This is a genomic window from Enterococcus sp. DIV2379, assembly GCF_050542965.1.
GTDB classification, from domain to species: Bacteria; Bacillota; Bacilli; order Lactobacillales; family Enterococcaceae; genus Enterococcus_D; species Enterococcus_D entomosocium.
In genome coordinates this window covers 1,895,001-1,916,288 of sequence record NZ_CP172938.1, presented here as the reverse complement: position 1 = coordinate 1,916,288, position 21,288 = coordinate 1,895,001, and the positions used below count along the sequence as shown (strand labels likewise).

The window sequence follows — 21,288 nt, the reverse complement described above, 5'->3', positions numbered from 1 at the left end:
ATCAAGCAATTAGTAAAGGAGGGATCGTGAATGGGTGAGACGATTGATTTCCCAGGACCAAATGAGCGGCTTCGTCTGGCGGCAGAAAAAGCCTACCAGTCAAAAGAGTTTTTGCAGGCTTATCGTTTGTACAATGAACTTTATCAAAAAAACGCCAGTTTTGAGATCAATCAATGGCTCGTGGAATGCTTGCAACAGCTGAATGATTTTGCCAAAGCGTTAGATCTTGCGGAAGACTATCTAGATGATTATTTGAAACAAACTGATGGTTTTTTACAAATTGGTCATCTGCTGATCTTGGATGGTCAATACTTAAAAACTCGGCGCTGGCTTACATTAGGTCAGAAAACAAAAATTCCAAAACGCTATCAGGAACAGTTGGCTAGTGAACTAGCTAAAGTAGAAGAAGTACAACAAATTTTAGGATTGGAAGATTTTCATGGGAAACGCAAGCATTTACGCGCATTAGATGAAGCCAATCAACCGGTGAGTGCAACAGAGTGGCACGTTTTTACCCAAGCAATTACCAAATCACAATTTATCTCGCTGATGCATGACACGTTGGCTTCCATCAAAAATCCGTATTTGCTACCTAAATTAGTGGATGAGCTCGTGCGTCTTGAAGTGGACGAACCTTTTGACCTAATCGATTACCTTGGGAATATGCAGCAAATCGTTCCGAAAGAATTAAAACTTTTACAGGAGGATGACGCTGTTAAAGCGATCCATAAAGCGATCGAAGAAACGATCGCCCAAGAGGACCCGATTTTAGCGGAAAGTGTCTCAGCAGAAATCGATGATCATTTAACGATAAGTTACCCGTTTTTACCGGCAAAAGAAGAGGCAAACGCATGGGTGGCAAGCTACATTGAAGATTATCGCGGGTTATTTGAAGAAAAAGAACAGCCAAAAGCAGACAATGAAATAGAAGAACGCAAACGACACTTGCGCAATATCCTACGTTTGAGCATTCGCTGAAAGAAAAATTCGCAACTTTCATGGTAAAATGTTTACAATTAAACAACGTTAGTGTACTATTTAAAGGTATGCATGAAGCTATTTCATATGTAAATCAATTAATATTCGGAGGGAAATAAATGACTGCAAAATGGGAAAAAACAGGCACCAATGATGGTGTTTTGACATTTACGATCGCTCAAGCGGAAATCCAAAAAGGCTTGACGACTGCATTCAATAAAGTGAAAGGCAATCTTAACGTACCTGGCTTCCGTAAAGGGAAAGTTTCACGCCAAGTATTTAACCGTATGTACGGCGAAGAAGCGTTGTATGAAGATGCATTGAACGCTGTTCTTCCAGAAGCTTATGAAGCTGCTGTAAAAGAAGCAGGGATCGATCCTGTTTCGCAACCAAAAATCGACGTTGACAGCATGGAAAAAGGTCAAGACTGGGTAATCAAAGCAGAAGTTACTGTAAAACCTGAAGTAAAACTTGGTGATTACAAAGATTTAACTGTTGAAAAACAAGACCGTGAAGTAACAGAAGAAGACGTTGATGCACGCATCAAACGCGAACAAGAAGCACAAGCTGAATTAGTTATCAAAGAAGACGAAGCAGCTGAAAATGGCGACACAGTCGTTATCGACTTTGAAGGCTTCTTAGGAGAAGAAACATTTGAAGGCGGCAAAGGTGAAAACTACTCACTTGAACTTGGCTCAAACTCATTCATCCCTGGTTTTGAAGAACAATTAGTAGGAACAAAAGCTGGCGATAGCAAAGACGTTACCGTGACTTTCCCAGAAGATTATCAAGCAGAAGATTTAGCTGGTAAAGAAGCAGTCTTCAAAGTAACGGTTCACGAAGTAAAAGCAAAAGAACTTCCTGAATTAGATGATGAATTCGCAAAAGACGTTGATGACAGCGTTGAATCATTAGCTGAATTAAAAGAAAAATATCGTGCTGAATTGACTGAAACAAAAGAAAAAGCAGCAGAAGATGCAAAAGATGAAGCTGCGATCCGTCAAGCAGTTGAAAACGCAGAAATCGTTGAATTACCACATTCAATGGTACATGATGAAGTACACCGTTCAATGGATGAGTTCTTGAACAATATGCAACGTCAAGGAATCTCACCAGAAATGTATTATCAATTAACTGGTTCAACTGAAGCAGATCTTCACACACAATTTGAAGGCGAAGCAGAAACACGCGTGAAAACAAACCTTGTCATTGAAGCAATCGCTAAAGAAGAAGGTTTGGAAGCAACAGAAGAAGATATCGAAAAAGAAATCAAAGAACTTTCTGAAGCTTACAATATGCCAGTAGATCAAATCAAACGCGTCTTAACAGAAGACATGTTGAAACATGATATTACAATGAAAAAAGCAGTTGAACTTGTAACAGGTACTGCAAAAGAAGCGTAGGCAAAACTCTAAAAACGGCGAACATCTAGTGGTGTTGGCCGTTTTTTCATGGGAGTAAATAGGGGGTATTTCGGAATTACTAACAAATGATAAGAAAACGTTAGGCAAAGTAAAAATGACTTTTTCTTTCAAAAAAGTTATGATATGATTGTTTAAGACTGCAAAGTTAGTAAACCAAATTCCACTCCTTTAAATAGGTTGGAAAATTTTCAAGGGGTGAACAGTATGTACGATAATACAAACGGTAATGAAGCTGTTCGTTGTTCTTTTTGCGGAAAAACGCAAGAAGAGGTGAAAAAGATCGTTGCAGGGCCTGGGGTCTATATCTGTAATGAGTGCATTGATTTGTGCAAAGAAATCATTGATGAAGAGTTTTACGAAGAAGCAGTTCGGGAGTTTACCGAAGTGCCGAAACCGCAAGAACTATTGAATGTCCTCAATGAATATGTGATTGGACAAGATCGTGCCAAACGAACATTGGCTGTAGCGGTTTATAATCACTACAAACGCGTCAATGTAGAAACGACAGCTGAAGATGTGGAGTTACAGAAAAGCAATATTTGCTTGATCGGACCAACAGGTTCAGGTAAAACATTTTTGGCACAAACGCTAGCACGTTCACTGAATGTGCCTTTTGCAATCGCTGATGCAACCAGTTTAACAGAAGCCGGCTATGTCGGTGAAGATGTGGAAAATATTCTTTTGAAGCTTTTACAAGCTGCTGATTATAATGTAGAAATGGCTGAAAAAGGGATTATCTATATTGATGAGATCGATAAAATCGCCCGTAAGAGTGAAAATGTATCGATTACTCGTGATGTCTCCGGTGAAGGTGTTCAGCAAGCTTTGCTGAAAATCCTAGAAGGAACCACTGCTAGTGTGCCGCCTCAAGGGGGACGGAAACATCCGCATCAAGAGATGATCCAAATCGATACGACCAATATTCTCTTTATCGTTGGTGGGGCGTTTGACGGGATCGAAACAATTGTTAAAAACCGCTTAGGTGAAAAAACCATTGGGTTTGGTACAAACAACAAACGTCTTGAAGAAGGCGAGAGCGTGATGCAACAGATCATTCCTGAAGATTTGCTTAAATTCGGTTTGATCCCTGAATTTATCGGCCGTTTGCCAGTGATGGCTGCTTTAGAGAAATTGACGGTAGATGATTTAGTGCATATTTTGACTGAACCAAAAAATGCCCTTGTCAAACAATATCAAAAATTGATGGCATTAGATGACACAGAACTCGAATTTGAGCCAGAGGCTTTACGTGCGATTGCTGCGCAAGCAATTGAGCGAAACACCGGTGCTCGTGGATTACGTTCGATCATCGAAAATATCATGATGGAAGTCATGTTCAATGTTCCTTCTGATGAGTCGATTCAAAAAGTCACTATTACGGAAGAAGCTGCGAAAGGACTTGGCGAACCAAAAATCATTTACAATGAAGAGACAAAAAAAGCAGTCTAATCGAGACCAAGTCGGATAGTTTCATTGCTATCCGGCTTTCTTTTTGAAAAAAATGAAAAGGAGCGATCCAATGAAAGTACATGAAGCTGAGATCGTCATTAGTGCTGTTTCACCAGCACAATACCCAGATACACCCTTACCGGAGATTGCCTTAGCAGGGCGCTCCAATGTCGGTAAATCTTCCTTTATCAATACATTGATTAACCGTAAAAACTTAGCCCGAACCTCGTCAAAACCGGGGAAAACCCAAACATTGAATTTTTATTTGATTGAAAATACGCTGCATTTTGTCGATGTCCCTGGCTATGGCTATGCAAAAGTATCAAAAACCGAGCGAGCAAAATGGGGAAAAATGATTGAAACGTACCTCGAACAAAGAGAGCAGCTGCGAGCAGTAGTATCTTTGGTAGATTTGCGCCATGCACCTTCCCAAGAAGATGTTCAAATGTATGAATTTTTAAAGTATTATGAGATCCCTGTGATCGTTGTTGCCACCAAAGCAGACAAAATCCCTCGTGGGAAATGGAATAAGCATGAAAGTATGATCAAAAAAGCGTTGTCCTTTGATCCAGCTGATACGTTCATTCTTTTTTCTTCCATTACCAAACAAGGAAAAGAAGAAGCATGGAAAGCCATCGAAGCAGCAATCAAATAATTTTGAGTAAATATCCACCCGTGAAACGGGTGGCTTTTTAACAGCCCTAGAAGGGCTCACCACTCGCTAGCCCCTTAAAAGGGGCTTTTTAAATGACCACCAACCGCTCATAGCCCTATCTCTCTTTAACTATTTAAATGGATCTACATACTCTTGTTTACTTATACTATCTCTTATTCGATCATCTGCTTCTTGTTCTCGAATATATTTTTCGATTGTTTTTTGATTTAACCCAACCGTACTCACGTAGTATCCTTTGGACCAAAAGCTTTTATTCCCATACTTATATTTCAAATTCGCATGTTTTTCATGGATTAAGGTTGCACTTCGTCCTTTTAAGTAGCCCATAAAACTAGAAATACTAATCTTTGGTGGTATTCTTACTAACATATGAATATGGTCAGGCATGGCATGAGCTTCAATGATTTCAACATCCTTCATCTCACACAATTTTCTTAATATCTGACCAATACTTACTCTTAACTTTCCATAAATCACTTTTCGTCGATACTTCGGGGTGAAGACTATGTGATACTTACAATTCCATCTGGTATGTGCTAAACTTTTATCGTCGTTAGACATAAAAAAACTCCTTTCGATCTGATATGCGGTTGGTAGCCACTATTAGTATATCGAAAGGAGTTTTTTATCGCTAAAGCTATTTCGTCCACGCGTAGAAACGCGCGGTTTTTTTGTTTCGTACGCTACGCGAACGAAACTGACTAAAGTCATTAATAAAGAAACGAAGCGAGCAAGTCGCTCCCTTCGTTTTTTTGCTTTTTAAAAGTAAAAATTGGGGATTTAGGCTATTCTACGGAGCGTAGAGTGCCAAATTTGCCCAATTTCAGCGAAAATCTCCTTAATATTTGTTAAACTTGTAACAAGGAGGTGTGGTCGAATGCATGAAACATTAAGTAAAAAATTAAAAGACTATCGATCAAGACATAACTTAACCCAGAAGGAATTAGCTGCGAGGTTATTTGTTTCTGATAAGGCCATTTCAAAATGGGAACGAGGAAATGGGTTGCCAGACATCGAGACATTGGTTCGTCTCGCCGATTTATTAGGCACTCCAGTGGAAGAGCTATTAAAAGAAAAGAAAGAAACCTACTATTATGAATACAAAAGTGAACGGAGGGTTCTACGGCTTCCGTTAATGCACATTTTGATTCCCAATTTATTCTTATTACTGAATCAAGTGACGAGCGTTCGAGAGTTTTTTGTTCTGATGAAAGAGGTACCAACTGCCAGCGGCTGGTTTAGTCTTGGTGTCAAAGCCAAAGGGGTTATTGCTTTGGGAATTGTCAGCTTAGGTTTTTTATCGATTGGCTTATTGTCCTTCGGAATGCTGGGGATTGGGACAGTCAGCACCGGTGTTATTGCAATAGGGAACCTCTGTTTTGGCTTTTTAGTTGGGATTGGCAATCTTGCTGTCGGCTCGATTGTTGTCGGTAATCTTGGCATTGGCTGGCTCGCTTTAGCAAATGTCGCAATTGCGTGGATTGGGGTTGCCAATTACGGCGTGGGGAGTTTTATGGCTGTTTTGCCATCAAATTCAACCACAGAGGATTTTAACCAAGCCATTCAACAACTCTTAGCTTCGGAGATCCCTGACTTGATCAAGACCACTATCTTTGAACCAATGATTCATTTTACAAATTCACCGATTTTTGTGGTGATCTTCGTGATGACGATCTTAGCAGCCGTCTTCCTTATTCTCTGCTTGTTGACCATTGGCTTGGTGCGCTTACGTCAAAGCATGATGTATGAAGAGCTATAAGGAAACCATTAGATGCCAATTCTGATTGCTGCATTTAAGTAGACTCAGTGGCTCATTTTCTATTCGCATAAGTAAAAAGGCAAGGGACGGAAGCGTCCTTTGCCTTTTTTATTAGTCTGCTTTCTTACTATCTTTTGGTTGTTTTTTATTCTCATCATCAGGTTCGTTTTTTAAGAAACGTTCAATATCGTTTTGTTGCTTTTTATTGTCCTTATCGTTATCGGGAAGAAAGGCAAAATCATCAAACATTTTATCTAGCGAGTCTTCTCGTTGGAATTTTAAGCCCATAAGGTTCACCTCCAAGCGCCTTTAGTTTACCACGAACGGTCGTAGATTTCACCAAAAAAAAGCGAAATAGTGTTCAATCGTTTCTCCCTTTACTATAATTAAAGAAAGGGGATAGAAAAGAGGGATAGCGATGATCAAAACTGAAAAAATTTACGGCTTTCTACAATCGACACAAATGGAAGCATCACAGTTGCGTTTGTTGATTGAAAATTGGTTCGCTTTGGTTCGTCTTAGCTATCAGCCGACGGAATACTATTACAATCAGCAAGAAAAGAAACCTTATGATTTTGATGAGGTCAGTCAACTGCTGCATAGCGCCCCTGAAGAAATCAATACTGAATTGATTGTGACGGACGGCCAAAATGAGTCCAGTATCCATATCATTCAAGAGGCTGTTTTACAACGGCACCTGTTTACGAAAGACGTATTTTCCACACAGAAAACAGTGATTTTAAGTTACTTCGATGAAACGATGCAAAGAGATGGAATGTTTGGCTATTTGCGTTCATATGATGAGTACCTGATGCATAACGTCGAGCGAATCGAGAAAAGACAAAATTTTCAATCGATTGCTGAAATCAACGCGTTACCGAAGCGGAAAAATTTTGAACAAGAGATCGTTATTGATTGCAATCAATTTGCTGGGTACGATGTTTTTTACAATGGCTACACACTGACCTCTTGTTGGCGAATGTACTTTTCGGTATTCTATGCTCGTATTATTCCTCAGGTGATCATTACGGATGCGCAACAAGTCGAGCAGGTCCAAGTTAGAGATCAGGGAATCGTGATGGTGGAATTGTATCGCGATCCGTTTCAGTGGGATCACGAGTTGAATCTTTCATACCAGCGTTTGTTTCGCGATCAAACTGGGATCGATCAATTGACATGGGATAATGGCGTCGGTATTTTGAGGGAACCATATATTGAGTACGCCTTTGGCGACCAATTGATCCAAACCATCCAGTACCAAAATGATCGGCTGCAGCCGACGACTAAGCGTAACGCGACACATTTCGTCACTCGAAGCTTCGATTTGGTGAACGAAGAGTACCAGGAGCGACGGGTGAAAGGTTACTTGAATGCACAAGCGTATTTTCCTTGGATCGACCAAGATCGGTTGCGCATGATGGATTATATTGTATTAAAACCGGAATTGACTGTAGATGATGGGGTCGAGGCATATGCCTTTTATATTCGGAATCACCTCGAAATTGATTACTCAGAGGATCGCTTTAAAGACTACACAGCTTGCTTACAATTTTATTTACCAGAAACAGCCTTGAAGGAGCTGCCGATAGACGGATTGAAAGCAGCGATGCCGGATGTTCATTTTGGGTATTTGCACCGCACGCGCAAATATACGTGGGTCAATCTAAAAAAGAATGGCAAGAAACTTCGAGTGTATTTTATGAATACCCAAAAGCTAGTCGAACAGCAGCTCTTTACCAATCAAGAATGAAAAAGACCCGCAAGATCACGAGGATCTTGCGGGTCTTTTCAATTAGGCAGCTTGTTCAGGCGCTTTTTTCAACAAACCGAATACAACGCCAGAAACGATCGCACCGATTAAGATGAATAGCAAGAACAAAATTGGTTTAGATAATAATAGAACAACGAAGATCCCACCATGTGGTGCCATTAATTGGATATCAAAGGCACCGACAAGCGCACCAGTCAGTGCAGAACCAACGATAAAGCTTGGGATCGCCCGCAATGGATCTGCTGCTGCAAATGGGATCGCACCTTCTGTGACGAAGGATAGCCCCATGACGATGTTTGTTAAACCAGCTTCTTTTTGGTCTTTGGTGAATTTATTTTTAAACAATAACGTTGCGACAAAGATTGCCAATGGAGGAACCATTCCGCCCGCCATTACAGATGCCATCACGACGCTACCACCTTCAGCAACGGTCGTTGCCAATGTTGCAGTACCGAAAACATAAGCGGCTTTGTTGATTGGGCCACCTAGATCGGCTGCCATCATTGCTGCTAACAAAGCACCAAGTAAAGCGGCGTTGGTACCACTTAAGCCAGTCAAGAAGCTATTCAAACCGTCATTGATGGCTTTCATTGGCACGTTGATCAGTAACATCAAGAAGCCAGTGATCAATAGGCCGAAAACAGGGTAGAAAAGGATCGTTTTGATTCCTTCTAATGATTTTGGTAAACCTTTGAATAATGAACGCAAGAACTTGATGACATAACCAGCTAAGAAACCGCCAATCAATGCTCCTAAGAATCCAGCACCACCCGTATTTGCTAGGGCACCTGCTGCGAAACCGACGATCAATCCAGGTCGGTCACTGATACTTGAAGCGATGAAACCAGCTAAGACAGGTAACATAAAACCAAATGCCGCGCTACCGATTTGATTGAACCAAGAAGCGGCTTGGTTGTAGTTTCCTAATTGACTCAAGGCATCTTGAGGGACACCCATGAACTGGTCCACCATGAAGGAAATAGCGATCATGATTCCACCGGCAATAACAAATGGTAACATGTGAGAAACACCATTCATCAAATCTTTATAGATTCGTTGACCGACTGAACCATCAGCAGAAGCGTCCTCTTTATCAGAAGCTTGGCCACTACCGTGAAAAACAGGAGCAGTTCCGCTCAATGCTTCATTGATTAATTGCTCGGTTTTACGGATACCATCGCTCACAGGACGGTTTACTAAATGTTTGCCGTCAAAGCGATCCATTTCAACTTTTTTATCGGCAGCTACGATCACACCAGCAGCTCGGGCGATATCAGCTTCTGTTAAACGATTTTTGATTCCTTCTGAACCATTTGTTTCGACTTTGATGTCAACACCAAGTTCTTTGGCTTTCTTTTTCAAAGCATCTTCTGCCATGTAGGTGTGGGCGATCCCTGTCGGGCAAGCTGTAACTGCGACGATATAGGGACGTTCGCTAGCAGGTGCTGCTTCTTGGTTTGCCGCTTCTTCTGCTAAAGCATCGGCTTCTTGCTGTGCCTCAGCTTCTGAGAAAAGTTGTTGTACTTGATCAGCAGTTGTCGCTGTTTTTAGTTTAGCAACGAAATCTGGATCGATCAATAAGCGAGATAGAGCTGCTAACGCTTGTAAATGAGTATCATTTGCTCCTTCTGGTGCTGCGATCATAAAGAAGAGGTACGTTGGTTGTCCATCTAACGCCTCATAGTCGACACCCGCATTACTCTTTGCGAATAAAACCGTCGCTTCTTTGACTGCACTGTTTTTGGCATGGGGCATTGCGATGCCGTCACCTAACCCTGTTGAGGTTTGGGCTTCTCGGGCAAGAATTCCTTCTTTGTAGATTTCGACATCTGAAATCCGTCCGACAGCATATAATTTTGCTACCATTTCATCAATGGCACCTTTTTTGTCTGTTGCTTGCAAGTCCATGATCATGGCATCTTTCAGCATCAACTCATTGATTTTCATTTTTCCATCCTCCTATAGATTCACTTGTTTAATAATGACTTCCGGTAGTAATTCTTCGATAAATGACGCCTCAGCTAAATCATCTGAGAACGCAGTGGCACTGCCACAAGCGACCCCCCATTTGAATGCTTCAACCACATCTTTGGTCTTTGCGTAACGCCCAATGAATCCAGCAATCATGGAATCTCCAGCGCCAACTGAATTTTTCAAAGGTCGTTTCAACACATTGGAGCGATAGATCTCATTGCCAGTAAAGAGCAGGGCACCATCACCACCTAGAGAGACGATGACATTTTTAGCGCCATCCTTTAGCATTCTTTGGCCATAAGGCAAGATATCTTCGATCGTTGAAAAAGAAGTCTCATAAAGTTCCGCTAATTCATGATTATTTGGTTTGATCAGCAAAGGCTGATCGGATAAGGCATCAAATAGTTCCGCACCAGTCGTATCAATGACAAATTCTGCACCAGCTTCTTTAACGATTTTGATCAATTCTTTATAAAAGTCGGCTGGAAGACCAGCTGGTTTACTTCCTGATAGGATGACGATGTCTTCGGCAGAAAGAGCGGCTAATTGGTGTTTCAATTCAGCGATTTCTTGCTCTTGAATGACTGGACCAAGGCCGTTGATTTCTGTTTCTTCGCCGGATTTTAATTTGATATTGATCCGGGTATCGGCAGCGACTTGCGTAAAATTGCTGTTGATTTCCTCTTTGGTCAGCCACTCTTCAATAAAACGACCAGTAAATCCGCCAACAAAACCAAGGGTAGTCGAGGAGATGCCAATTCGCTTCAAAATCCGTGAGACATTGATTCCTTTGCCACCAGGTAGTTTAAAGTCTTGTTTCATTCGATTAAGGGTACCGATCTCCAAATGATCGACGTGGACGATAAAGTCGATCGATGGATTGAGTGTTACTGTGTAAATCATTGTATTACCTCCATAATGGTTGTTTTTGCTCTGAATTTCGCTAAATAGTTTTTTGGGCAATAATCGGTGATGATCGTTGCACCTTCAATAAAAGCAACTTGAGCAAAAGTTGTTTGCTGAAACTTGGAATGGTCTAGCAAGACATAGGCTTGTTGACTGTGCTCTAGTGCAATCTGCTTGATCAGGGCTTCTTCAGGATCGGGTGTGGTGAAACCAGCTTCCGAATGAGCACCGTTCATGCCCATAAAACAGCGGTTAAAGCGCAATTTACGCAACTGTTCACCGGCATTGATTCCTAAAACAGCGTTCGTAGCTATCTTAATGGTTCCCCCTAAAATCATGGTGTCGATCCCGTGATCAATCAGTAGGGAAGCGTGCTTGACGGAGTTCGTGACAACTTTCAGCGCTGTGATGGATGATAAGAAAGGAATCATTTCAAGGGTCGTTGTTCCTGCGTCTAGATAAATGACTTCACCATTTTTGATCGTTTGTGCGGCTGCGCGAGCAATTTTTTGTTTTTCTGTTTGAAATTTCGCTTTTTTTTCAGACATGTTGGGTTCAAAACCTAATTGCTGGCTTTTTTTGGCCCCGCCGTGAATTCTAACTAGAAACCCTTTATCTTCCAGTTCTTGGAGATCTCTGCGGATCGTTGATTCTGAAGCATCCAGCAGTTGGATCAGTTCACTGACTTTGACGATCTCCTCTTGCTCTAATCGTGCCAAAATCGCTTGATGCCGCTCCTCTGTAAGCATTTACATCACCTCTTCACCTGCCATAGTAACATATGATTCATTCAAAATCAATCATAAACTGTAAAAAACATTCAAAATGAAAGCGCGAATAATAGAAATCGGTCACAAACGGTCATGCTAACCTTCATTTTCCTGAGATTGCTGTCCTTATATTTGACAATTTTTACTATTATTTGGCTTAATTGAATTAAGGGGGGATAAATAAATGAATAACAAAGTCATTTTACAAGGGTTCGAATGGGACCTGCCGGCAGATAGCCAACACTGGAACAAATTGAAAGAAATGAGTAAAGAAATCAAAGAGTATGGATTTACCGCAATTTGGCTGCCGCCTGCCTATAAAGGGACAGCTGGGTCCGAAGACGTTGGATATGGTGTCTATGATTATTATGATCTAGGCGAATTCGATCAAAAGGGGTCGGTGCCAACAAAATATGGGACAAAGGATGAATACTTAGAAGCCATCAAAGCACTGCAAGAACAAGGAATAGAGGTTTATGCCGACATCGTTTTCAATCACTTGATTGGTGCCGATGAAAAAGAAGTCGTTCCAGCGGTTAAATACAATACCGAAAACCGTAATGAACCGATCAGTGATGAGGAAGAAATCGAAGCCTGGACCAAGTTCACATTCCCAGGACGTCAAGGGACGTACAATGATTACGTTTGGACGTGGCATAATTTTTCTGGTGTTGATTATGATGACCGTAACAAAGACCACGGGATTTTTAACTTCGCTGATAAGGGCTGGGAAAGCCAAGTGGATGATGAGATGGGCAATTATGACTACTTAATGGGTTGTGATCTGGACATGGAAAACCCTGAGACGGTGGAACAGCTCAATAAATGGGGGCAATGGTACCAAGAGCTGACTGGTGTTGATGGCTATCGCTTAGATGCGGTCAAACACATTGAGTTCAATTATTATGCGGACTGGATCTTGAACCGTCGGGAAGAAAAAGGCAAACCGCTATTCGTTGTGGGAGAATATTGGTCAGGGGATCTGCCAAAATTAGAAGAGTATTTAGATTCTTCAGGAAATCTGATTTATTTATTCGATGTGCCTTTGCACTATAATTTATATGAAGCATCTCACTCAAATGGCGAATATGATATGAGTCAAATTTTTGCCGGTACACTGACTGCCGCGCGCGAAGATTATGCCGTGACTTTTGTGGACAATCATGATACACAGGTTGGTCAAAGTTTACAATCTTGGATAGACGGTTGGTTTAAAGTCCATGCTTATTCATTGATCCTTTTACGAAAAGCGGGTGTACCGGTTGTTTTCTGGGGTGACTTATTCGGAATCCCAGCGCAAGAAATCGCTCCTGTTGGTGATGCTTTGATCCATATGTTAAAACTTCGAGAGAAGCTTGCATTTGGGAATCAAGTGGACTATTTTGATGATTCTAATTGTATTGGTTGGGTATTAACGGGGGATTATGAACACGAACTTTCTGGATTGGCGGTCGTGATGACCAATGCTCAAGGTGCGGAAAAAGAAATGACCATCAGCGCGATCCATGGTGGAGAGACCTTCGTGGATATATTGAGAAATAATGAAGCGAAAGTTGTTTTAGATGATACCGGAAAAGGTGTTTTCCCGGTCAATGATGGGCAAGTGTCAATTTATGTGAATGAAAAGCTAGTAGAGAAATACTTTAGCTGATCTCTTTCAATAGTCATAATAAGAGGCTGGTAAGTTTACAGCCTTTTTATTATGTAAACAAACAACGGACTGACTTTTTTCTTTCAAAACTGATGGCATCGTGAGTACTAAAATCAAAGCGCTTTTAATTAAAAGTTTTCAAAGCGTTCGGTTTTCCCCATTCACGGATAATGCTATAATTGAGAAGATTGAGAAAGAAAGGATGTTTAAAAGCATGTCATCCAAAAGTGAATTACTTAAACGCATGAATCCACGGCAAAAAGAAGCCGTTATGCATACGGAAGGGCCGTTGCTGCTGATGGCAGGGGCAGGAAGCGGGAAGACCCGTGTCCTAACCCACCGAATCGCCTATTTAATAGAAGAAAAAAATGTAAATCCATGGAATATTTTAGCCATCACATTTACGAATAAAGCGGCACGTGAAATGAAAGAACGGGTCAGTCAACTATTAGGATCGGGTGGTGAAGACGTTTGGGTTTCAACCTTCCACTCGATGTGTGTCAGAATTTTGCGCAGGGATGTTGATCGAATCGGGTATTCGAAGAATTTTACTATCATTGATTCTTCTGAGCAAAATACGCTGATGAAACGAGTATTAAAAGAATTGAATATCGATCCCAAAAAATATGATCCTCGTTCTATTTTGGGAACGATCTCTCATGCAAAGAATGAGCTGTTGACACCTGAAGCTTACCAAGCCATGGAAGGTAGTCTCTTTGAGCAAATCGTAGGTCGTTGTTATGAAAAATATCAAAAAGAGCTGCGTAATAATCAATGCATGGACTTCGATGATTTAATCATGAATACGATCCGCCTCTTCCAAGACAATGAAGATGCGCTGCAATTTTATCAACGGAAATTCCACTATATCCATGTCGATGAATACCAAGATACCAACCATGCCCAATACACGCTAGTCAATTTATTGGCCGCTCGTTTTCGAAATCTTTGTGTCGTTGGGGATGCGGACCAAAGTATTTACGGTTGGCGTGGCGCCAACATGCAAAATATTTTAGACTTTGAAAAAGACTATCCGGATGCCGCAACGATATTGTTAGAGCAAAACTATCGTTCAACGCAAACGATTTTAAATGCGGCAAACCAAGTAATCAAAAATAACCGCAACCGCCCAGACAAAAATCTGTGGACAGAAAATCGTGATGGGGAAAAAATCACTTATTATCGCGGGGATAGTGAACGAGATGAGGCGCGATTTATCGTCAGTGAAATGCAGAAACAAATTGCAGAAAAGAACCGTAAATTCGGTGATTTTGCGATTTTGTATCGGACCAACGCCCAGTCACGGATCATTGAAGAAATGCTTTTAAAAGCCAACGTTCCTTATACGATGGTCGGCGGCAGAAAGTTCTATGACCGCAAAGAAATCCGTGATATTTTGGCTTATTTATCGGCGATCGCCAATCCTCGTGATTCCATCAGCTTGGAACGAATCATCAATGTACCAAAACGTGGGATCGGTGCGACATCCGTCGAAAAACTACGAGATTTTGCGAATCTTCATGAGTGGTCATTGCTAGAAGCAGCCATGAACGTCGAGTTGGCGAATATTTCTGGAAAGGCCGGCAAAGAATTAGGAAGCTTTGGGATGATGATGGATGGCTTCGCCCAAATGGTTCCTTACCTCTCAGTAACTGAACTGACGAAAGAAATATTAGAAAAGACGGGTTATCGTCAAGAGTTAGTCAACCAGAATAATTTAGAAGCACAAGCTAGACTTGAAAACCTGGAAGAATTTTTATCGGTTACCCAAGAATTCGATAAACGATTTGAGGCGCAAAACGAAGACGATGCAGATGCACCAGATGAGAAGTTGAGTGTTTTCTTAAATGACTTAGCTTTATTGTCAGACGTCGATAGTTATGAAGAAGAAAGTAGTCAAGTGACTTTGATGACCTTGCATGCTGCAAAAGGACTGGAGTTTCCAGTGGTATTCTTGATTGGTTTGGAAGAAAATATCTTCCCGCTTTCTCGGGCTTTAATGGAAGAAAGCGAACTCGAAGAAGAACGGCGCCTTGCTTATGTGGGAATCACTCGTGCTGAGGAAGAGCTCTTTATGACCAACGCTTTTTCCAGAACATTATACGGTCGTACCCAATACAATCGTCCGTCACGGTTTATCGAGGAGATTGAACAAGATCTGCTGCAATCATTAGGCGAGCGTTCACAACCGAAAGCTGCTGCACCGTTTCAACCAAAAGTCTTTAAACCGAGCTATACACAGCCGCGTCAAACGACCGTCGCTTCTAAGCAACAGACCTCTGCAGCTGGTAATACATGGCAAGTAGGCGAGAAAGTTCAACATAAAAAATGGGGAATCGGTACGGTCGTTCGGACGACTGGCAGCGCGCAAGACATCGAATTAGATGTGGCGTTCCCACAACAAGGCGTCAAACGATTGTTGGCGGCCTTTGCGCCGATTGAAAAAGTTGAAAAATAAGGAGGATATTAGGATGGATGTCCCTTCAAAAGAAATCCAATCACGAGCAGAAGAGCTGCGTACGCAATTAAATCAGTACGCGTACGAATACTATGTAAAAGATCAACCTTCTGTTGAAGATTATCTCTATGATCAGCTGTATGCAGAACTGGTTGAAATTGAAACCAATTATCCGCAGCTAATAACCGAAGACTCGCCCACCCAACGAGTAGGCGGCATCATTTTACCTGGCTTTGAAAAAGTCACCCATGATATCCCACTTTATAGCCTGAACGATGTCTTTGACAAAGAAGGAATCGTGGCTTTTGATGCTCGTGTTCAAAAAGCATTGGGGAAAGCGGTAGATTATGTCTGCGAGTTAAAGATCGATGGATTGTCAATTTCCTTGAAATATGAAGAAGGGCGCTTTGTTCGGGGAGCGACTCGAGGAGATGGTACGGTAGGTGAAAACATTACAGAAAACCTAAAGACTGTCAAATCGATCCCACTGAAATTAAAAGAACCGATCTCGTTGGAAGTTCGTGGCGAATGCTATATGCCAAAGGCTTCGTTTTTGAAATTGAATCAACAGCGAGAAGAAGAAGGGGTGGAGGTTTTTGCCAATCCGAGAAACGCAGCTGCTGGAAGCTTGCGACAATTAGACACACGGATCGCAGCCCAAAGAAACTTAAGCACCTTCTTGTACACACTGGCTGATTTTGGTCCGATTGAAGCCAATGATCAATTTTCGGCATTGAATGAATTAGATCAATTAGGCTTTCGTACAAATCACGAACGCAGAGTTTGCCACACCATCGATGAGGTGTGGGCATATATCGAAGAGTTTCATGACAAGCGCAGTGAGCTTCCTTACGAGATTGATGGTGTTGTCATCAAAGTCAATAATTTTAAAGACCAAGATGCGCTAGGCTTTACCGTAAAAGCACCCCGATGGGCGGCGGCATATAAATTTCCACCGGAAGAAGCGGAAACAGTGATCGAAACGATCGAATGGACCGTGGGACGAACGGGTGTTGTGACACCGACCGCTGTTATGACCCCTGTCCGGGTTGCCGGAACGACGGTCAGCCGCGCCAGTTTGCATAATGTAGATTTCATTAAAATGAAGGACATTCGCATTGGCGATTCGGTCATCATCTATAAGGCGGGGGACATTATTCCAGAGGTTGCGAAAGTCTTGGAAGAAAAACGCACGGAAACAAGTGAACCCTTTGAATCGCCTACACATTGTCCCGAATGCGGGAGTGAGCTGATCCATTTAGATGAAGAAGTTGCCTTGCGTTGTATCAATCCGAAGTGTCCGGCGCAGATCAAAGAGGGGTTAAGCCACTTTGTTTCCCGAAATGCTATGAATATTGATGGTTTAGGGCCACGTGTTTTAGAGCAAATGTTCGATAAATCCTTAGTTAAAGATGTGGCCGACTTGTACTTTTTAACAGAAGAACAATTGCTGACCCTCGATAAAATCAAAGAGAAATCAGCTAATAACCTTTTGCGTGCCATCCATCAAAGCAAAGAAAATTCAGTTGAGCGCTTGATTTTCGGGCTAGGCATCCGTCATGTTGGTGCCAAAGCGGCTCGGATTTTAGCGGAACATTTTGGTGACCTTCGAACCCTTAGCAAAGCCAAAGAAGAAGAGATCATTTCGTTGGAAACCATTGGTGCTACAATTGCGGAAAGTGTCGTTACGTATTTTGACAATCAAGAAGTTCACGACCTTTTAGATGAACTTGAAAAAGCGGGTGTTAACTTTGCTTATTTAGGGCTGAGAACGGATCAATTGGAAGAAGTGGAGTCGCCATTTAAAGAGAAAACAGTTGTTTTGACAGGAAAATTGAGTCATTTCACCCGCGAAGAAGCCAAGGAACGAATTGAAAATCTCGGTGGGAAGGTAACAGGCAGTGTGTCGAAAAAGACTGATATCGTTGTTGCCGGGGAAGAGGCTGGCAGTAAACTGACCAAAGCACAGTCCCTAGGCGTTACCGTTTGGGATGAAGCTCAAATGGTGGCTGCGATCGAAGGCAGTCATTCGGCAGATCAATAACTGTTAAGTATTGTCACAGACGAGAAGCAGTTGTTTCTTCTTGTCTAATTGAAATCATTTCTTCCCTGCAATCCGAGGAAAGAAATGATTTCTGCTTTTATTTGCAATTATATTTGATAATTTTCAAATTCTATTTCATGATTTGTTAAAAAAATGATACAATACATTGGAAAAACGTAAACGTAGATTACGGATGCGAGAAAGAGGAGGATTTTATGGCGATCAGCGAAGAACAAGTCAAACACGTTGCCAAACTAGCAAAACTTTCATTCTCAGATGATGAATTACATGAGTTTACCTCTCAGCTAGGAAAAATTATTGATATGGTAGAAACACTTGAAGAAGTGGATACTACAGGAGTACCCTTTACATCGAATGTCGCAGAAACGATCAATGTGATGCGTGAAGATGTAACGACAGGTGGCTGGGACCGTGATGAATTAATGAAAAATGTTCCAGAATCCGAAGAAGGCTTTATTAAAGTGCCTGCAATCATTGACAATGGGGAGGCGGGTGCATAATGACTGAACTATATAATAAAAGCTTAGAAGAATTGCATAGTTTATTAGTGTCAAAGGAAATTACTGCGACAGATCTAACGAGGGAAACCTTTGCTCGCATTAAAGAAACAGAGCCAAAAGTCGATGCGTTTCTTGCATTGAACGAAGAAAAAGCCCATGCGTTAGCGCAAGCTATCGATCAAAAAGGTATCACTGAAAGCAATGTGTTGGCAGGGATTCCCATTGGGATCAAAGATAACATTGTTACCAAAGATCTACGCACAACAGCTGCTTCTAAAATTTTAGGCAACTTTGACCCAATCTACGATGCAACCGTCATGGACAAAGTTTACCAAGCAGACATGATTCCATTAGGTAAGTTAAACATGGATGAATTTGCGATGGGGGCGAGTACGGAAACGTCGTTCTTTAAGAAAACAAAAAACGCTTGGGACGAGACAAAAGTACCTGGTGGTTCATCAGGTGGCTCGGCGGCTGCCGTTGCAGCGGGACAAATCCCCTTATCATTAGGTAGCGATACGGGTGGTTCGATTCGCCAACCAGCAGCTTTCAATGGAATCGTCGGGTTGAAGCCAACATACGGACGGGTTTCTCGTTTTGGTTTGATCGCGTTTGCATCTTCGTTAGATCAAATTGGTCCAATGACCCGTGGTGTGAAAGACAATGCCATCGCATTAAATGCCATCAGTGGGTTTGATGCAAAAGATAGTACGTCAGCCGGGGCAGCTGTTCCTGATTTTACAGCAGGTTTGACTGGTGATATCAAAGGCATGAAAGTTGCTTTGCCAAAAGAATACTTAGGCGAAGGAATTCAAGCGGGCGTCCGAGAAGCGATCTTAAAAGCTGCAGACACTTTCCGTGCGTTAGGAGCGACCGTGGAAGAAGTCAGCTTGCCACATTCAAAGTATGGGGTAGCTGTTTACTATATCATCGCTTCTTCAGAAGCAAGTTCTAATTTGCAACGTTTTGACGGCATCCGTTACGGTTTCCGTTCAGAAAATGTCAGCAATTTAGAAGATGTCTATGTTAATTCGCGCAGTGAAGGATTCGGGGAAGAAGTAAAACGTCGGATCATGTTAGGTACGTTTTCACTAAGTGCTGGCTACTACGATGCCTACTTCAAAAAAGCCGGGCAAGTACGAACGTTGATCAAACAAGATTTCGATAAGGTCTTCAGCCAATACGACTTGATCATTGGCCCAGCTTCCCCAACGGTAGCATTTGGTATTGGAGAAAATATCAATGATCCGATCACTATGTACTTGAATGATATTTTAACCATTCCTGTGAACTTAGCAGGACTGCCAGGGATGTCGATTCCAGCAGGTTTTTCTGAAGGACTGCCTGTCGGCTTGCAGATCATTGGGAAACATTTTGATGAAGCAACCATGTATAAAGCGGCTTATGCCTTTGAACAAGCAACTGATTTCCACACGAAAAAACCAGTGATTTTAGGAGGGGATAAGGCATGAACTTCGAAACAGTCATTGGGCTTGAAGTCCACGTAGAATTAAAAACAGAATCAAAGATTTTTTCTCCAGCACCTGCTCACTTTGGCGCTGAACCAAATAGCAACACGAATGTGATCGACTGGGGCTATCCAGGTGTTTTACCAGTAATGAACAAAGCGGCTATCGAATTTGGGATGAAAGCTGCGCTTGCGTTGAATTGTGAAATCTCAAAAGAAACACATTTCGACCGCAAAAACTATTTCTATCCTGATAATCCAAAAGCCTATCAAATTTCACAATTCGATCAACCGATCGGTCATGATGGGTGGATTGAAATCGAAGTGGAAGGTAAAAAGAAAAAAATCCGCATTGAGCGAGTTCATTTGGAAGAAGATGCCGGGAAAAACATGCACGGCAAAGGCGGTTATTCTTATGTTGATCTAAATCGTCAAGGAACCCCTTTGATCGAGATCGTTTCCGAAGCGGATATGCGTTCACCAGAAGAAGCATATGCGTATCTAGAAGCATTGCGTTCAATCATCTTGTTTACAGAAGTATCCGATGTGAAGATGGAAGAAGGATCTATGCGTTGCGATGCGAATATTTCGTTGCGACCTTACGGCCAAGAACAATTCGGAACAAAAACAGAACTGAAAAACTTAAACTCTATGTCCTTCGTGAAAAAAGGTTTAGCATTTGAAGAAAAACGCCAAGCCAAAGTATTGCTTTCTGGAGGCGAGATCCAACAAGAAACTCGTCGTTTTGATGAAGCAACCAGCAAAACTTTATTGATGCGTGTCAAAGAAGGTTCTTCTGATTATCGTTACTTCCCAGAACCAGATATCCCACGATTTGTGATCGATGATGAATGGATCGAACGGGTACGTCAAAGCTTGCCAGAAATGCCGCAAAAACGTCGTGCCCGTTACATCTCTGAATTGGGCTTGCCAGAATACGATGCAATGGTCTTGACTTTATCAAAAGAAATGTCCGATTTCTTTGAAAAAACCATTGATGCCGGTGCTGATCCCAAACAAGCTTCTAACTGGTTGATGGGGGAAGTTTCAGCGTATCTGAACAGTGAAAAATTGGAACTGCCAGAAACGAAATTAACCCCAGACAATTTAGCGGGAATGATTCGTTTGATCGCCGATGGCACGATCAGCTCGAAGATTGCGAAAAAAGTCTTCAAAGAATTGATCACAAACGGCGGCGACGCTGAAGAAGTCGTAAAAGCCAAAGGATTGATCCAATTATCAGATCCTGCGCAATTACTACCAATGATCAATGAAGTACTAGATAACAACCAACAATCCGTCGATGACTTTAAAAACGGAAAAGACCGCGCAGTTGGTTTCTTAGTTGGTCAAATCATGAAAGCAACCAAAGGACAAGCGAATCCAGGCGTTGTGAACAAGCTGTTGCAAGAAGAACTAGCAAAGCGATAAGAGGCAAG

General features: G+C 41.8%; 17 protein-coding genes. 12 read left to right on the top strand and 5 right to left on the bottom strand.

What is annotated here, in order from left to right; all coding sequences use genetic code 11:
* The first annotated feature begins 30 nt into the window (after positions 1-30).
* The 4 genes from IGI92_RS08885 to yihA all read left to right on the top strand — a co-directional run bounded on the left by IGI92_RS08885 (position 31) and on the right by yihA (position 4,506).
* Positions 31-978: a hypothetical protein gene (locus tag IGI92_RS08885; RefSeq protein ID WP_301389851.1), complete on the top strand. Its 948-nt coding sequence runs from the start codon at positions 31-33 to the stop codon at positions 976-978.
* A 119-nt stretch (positions 979-1,097) separates the two neighbouring features.
* Positions 1,098-2,381 carry a trigger factor gene (tig, locus tag IGI92_RS08880; RefSeq protein ID WP_005235710.1) on the top strand — a complete coding sequence of 428 codons (1,284 nt, stop codon included), beginning with the start codon at positions 1,098-1,100 and terminating at the stop codon, positions 2,379-2,381.
* A 225-nt stretch (positions 2,382-2,606) separates the two neighbouring features.
* Positions 2,607-3,851, top strand: a complete 1,245-nt coding sequence (gene clpX, locus IGI92_RS08875) for an ATP-dependent Clp protease ATP-binding subunit ClpX (RefSeq protein ID WP_005235713.1) — start codon at positions 2,607-2,609, stop codon at positions 3,849-3,851.
* Positions 3,852-3,921: 70 nt separating this feature from the next.
* The gene (yihA, locus tag IGI92_RS08870; protein WP_008382206.1) at positions 3,922-4,506 is read left to right on the top strand and encodes a ribosome biogenesis GTP-binding protein YihA/YsxC; all 585 of its coding nucleotides are present in this window, start codon (positions 3,922-3,924) and stop codon (positions 4,504-4,506) included.
* 129 nt (positions 4,507-4,635) lie between these two features.
* Here the strand turns inward: yihA and tnpA are convergent, their stop codons facing one another.
* Positions 4,636-5,088, bottom strand: coding sequence for an IS200/IS605 family transposase (gene tnpA, locus IGI92_RS08865; RefSeq protein ID WP_008382269.1), 453 nt, complete (start codon positions 5,086-5,088; stop codon positions 4,636-4,638).
* 316 nt (positions 5,089-5,404) lie between these two features.
* On the opposite strand from tnpA, the gene IGI92_RS08860 reads away from it, so the two are divergent.
* Entirely contained in the window at positions 5,405-6,286 is an 882-nt protein-coding gene (locus tag IGI92_RS08860; RefSeq protein WP_005235716.1) for a helix-turn-helix transcriptional regulator, read from the top strand.
* Between the two features lie 111 nt (positions 6,287-6,397).
* Here the strand turns inward: IGI92_RS08860 and IGI92_RS08855 are convergent, their stop codons facing one another.
* Positions 6,398-6,574, bottom strand: coding sequence for an SPJ_0845 family protein (locus IGI92_RS08855; protein ID WP_005235717.1), 177 nt, complete (start codon positions 6,572-6,574; stop codon positions 6,398-6,400).
* A 130-nt stretch (positions 6,575-6,704) separates the two neighbouring features.
* Here IGI92_RS08855 and IGI92_RS08850 point away from each other — a divergent pair, with 130 nt between their 5' ends.
* The gene (locus IGI92_RS08850) at positions 6,705-8,036 is read left to right on the top strand and encodes a hypothetical protein (protein ID WP_016611865.1); all 1,332 of its coding nucleotides are present in this window, start codon (positions 6,705-6,707) and stop codon (positions 8,034-8,036) included.
* 42 nt (positions 8,037-8,078) lie between these two features.
* On the opposite strand, the gene IGI92_RS08845 is transcribed toward IGI92_RS08850, so the two are convergent.
* From IGI92_RS08845 to IGI92_RS08835, 3 genes are read right to left on the bottom strand one after another with little or no spacing between them, the layout of a single operon-like run.
* Complete coding sequence (locus IGI92_RS08845) at positions 8,079-10,004, bottom strand: PTS fructose transporter subunit IIABC (RefSeq protein WP_005235722.1); 1,926 nt, start codon at positions 10,002-10,004, stop codon at positions 8,079-8,081.
* A gap of 12 nt (positions 10,005-10,016) precedes the next feature.
* Positions 10,017-10,934, bottom strand: coding sequence for a 1-phosphofructokinase (gene pfkB, locus IGI92_RS08840; RefSeq protein WP_016620054.1), 918 nt, complete (start codon positions 10,932-10,934; stop codon positions 10,017-10,019).
* Positions 10,931-11,686 (bottom strand): DeoR/GlpR family DNA-binding transcription regulator, encoded by a 756-nt coding sequence (locus IGI92_RS08835; protein ID WP_005235726.1) that lies wholly within the window; start codon positions 11,684-11,686, stop codon positions 10,931-10,933. Before IGI92_RS08835 ends, pfkB begins: the two co-directional genes overlap by 4 nt.
* Before the next feature lie 205 nt (positions 11,687-11,891).
* Here IGI92_RS08835 and IGI92_RS08830 point away from each other — a divergent pair, with 205 nt between their 5' ends.
* The 6 genes from IGI92_RS08830 (at position 11,892) to gatB (ending at position 21,280) form a co-directional block, all read left to right on the top strand.
* Complete coding sequence (locus IGI92_RS08830; RefSeq protein WP_005235728.1) at positions 11,892-13,358, top strand: alpha-amylase; 1,467 nt, start codon at positions 11,892-11,894, stop codon at positions 13,356-13,358.
* Between the two features lie 214 nt (positions 13,359-13,572).
* A complete protein-coding gene (gene pcrA, locus IGI92_RS08825) occupies positions 13,573-15,816 on the top strand; it encodes a DNA helicase PcrA (RefSeq protein ID WP_101699062.1) in 2,244 nt (747 codons plus the stop codon).
* A gap of 13 nt (positions 15,817-15,829) precedes the next feature.
* A complete protein-coding gene (gene ligA / locus IGI92_RS08820; protein ID WP_301389198.1) occupies positions 15,830-17,860 on the top strand; it encodes an NAD-dependent DNA ligase LigA in 2,031 nt (676 codons plus the stop codon).
* A gap of 215 nt (positions 17,861-18,075) precedes the next feature.
* Complete coding sequence (gene gatC / locus IGI92_RS08815; RefSeq protein ID WP_005225977.1) at positions 18,076-18,381, top strand: Asp-tRNA(Asn)/Glu-tRNA(Gln) amidotransferase subunit GatC; 306 nt, start codon at positions 18,076-18,078, stop codon at positions 18,379-18,381.
* Positions 18,381-19,853 (top strand): Asp-tRNA(Asn)/Glu-tRNA(Gln) amidotransferase subunit GatA, encoded by a 1,473-nt coding sequence (gatA, locus tag IGI92_RS08810; RefSeq protein ID WP_430606775.1) that lies wholly within the window; start codon positions 18,381-18,383, stop codon positions 19,851-19,853. Before gatC ends, gatA begins: the two co-directional genes overlap by 1 nt.
* Positions 19,850-21,280 carry an Asp-tRNA(Asn)/Glu-tRNA(Gln) amidotransferase subunit GatB gene (gatB, locus tag IGI92_RS08805; RefSeq protein ID WP_005225979.1) on the top strand — a complete coding sequence of 477 codons (1,431 nt, stop codon included), beginning with the start codon at positions 19,850-19,852 and terminating at the stop codon, positions 21,278-21,280. The genes gatA and gatB overlap by 4 nt, the downstream gene beginning before the upstream one ends.
* The last annotated feature ends 8 nt before the right edge of the window (positions 21,281-21,288 follow it).

Bases quoted from the DNA above. Each gene is read 5' to 3' on its own strand.
- IGI92_RS08885 (WP_301389851.1), top strand. From the start codon at position 31: ATGGGTGAGACGATTGATTTCCCAGGACCAAATGAGCGGCTTCGTCTG.
- tig (WP_005235710.1), top strand. From the start codon at position 1,098: ATGACTGCAAAATGGGAAAAAACAGGCACCAATGATGGTGTTTTGACA.
- clpX (WP_005235713.1), top strand. From the start codon at position 2,607: ATGTACGATAATACAAACGGTAATGAAGCTGTTCGTTGTTCTTTTTGC.
- yihA (WP_008382206.1), top strand. From the start codon at position 3,922: ATGAAAGTACATGAAGCTGAGATCGTCATTAGTGCTGTTTCACCAGCA.
- tnpA (WP_008382269.1), bottom strand. From the start codon at position 5,088: ATGTCTAACGACGATAAAAGTTTAGCACATACCAGATGGAATTGTAAG.
- IGI92_RS08860 (WP_005235716.1), top strand. From the start codon at position 5,405: ATGCATGAAACATTAAGTAAAAAATTAAAAGACTATCGATCAAGACAT.
- IGI92_RS08855 (WP_005235717.1), bottom strand. From the start codon at position 6,574: ATGGGCTTAAAATTCCAACGAGAAGACTCGCTAGATAAAATGTTTGAT.
- IGI92_RS08850 (WP_016611865.1), top strand. From the start codon at position 6,705: ATGATCAAAACTGAAAAAATTTACGGCTTTCTACAATCGACACAAATG.
- IGI92_RS08845 (WP_005235722.1), bottom strand. From the start codon at position 10,004: ATGAAAATCAATGAGTTGATGCTGAAAGATGCCATGATCATGGACTTG.
- pfkB (WP_016620054.1), bottom strand. From the start codon at position 10,934: ATGATTTACACAGTAACACTCAATCCATCGATCGACTTTATCGTCCAC.
- IGI92_RS08835 (WP_005235726.1), bottom strand. From the start codon at position 11,686: ATGCTTACAGAGGAGCGGCATCAAGCGATTTTGGCACGATTAGAGCAA.
- IGI92_RS08830 (WP_005235728.1), top strand. From the start codon at position 11,892: ATGAATAACAAAGTCATTTTACAAGGGTTCGAATGGGACCTGCCGGCA.
- pcrA (WP_101699062.1), top strand. From the start codon at position 13,573: ATGTCATCCAAAAGTGAATTACTTAAACGCATGAATCCACGGCAAAAA.
- ligA (WP_301389198.1), top strand. From the start codon at position 15,830: ATGGATGTCCCTTCAAAAGAAATCCAATCACGAGCAGAAGAGCTGCGT.
- gatC (WP_005225977.1), top strand. From the start codon at position 18,076: ATGGCGATCAGCGAAGAACAAGTCAAACACGTTGCCAAACTAGCAAAA.
- gatA (WP_430606775.1), top strand. From the start codon at position 18,381: ATGACTGAACTATATAATAAAAGCTTAGAAGAATTGCATAGTTTATTA.
- gatB (WP_005225979.1), top strand. From the start codon at position 19,850: ATGAACTTCGAAACAGTCATTGGGCTTGAAGTCCACGTAGAATTAAAA.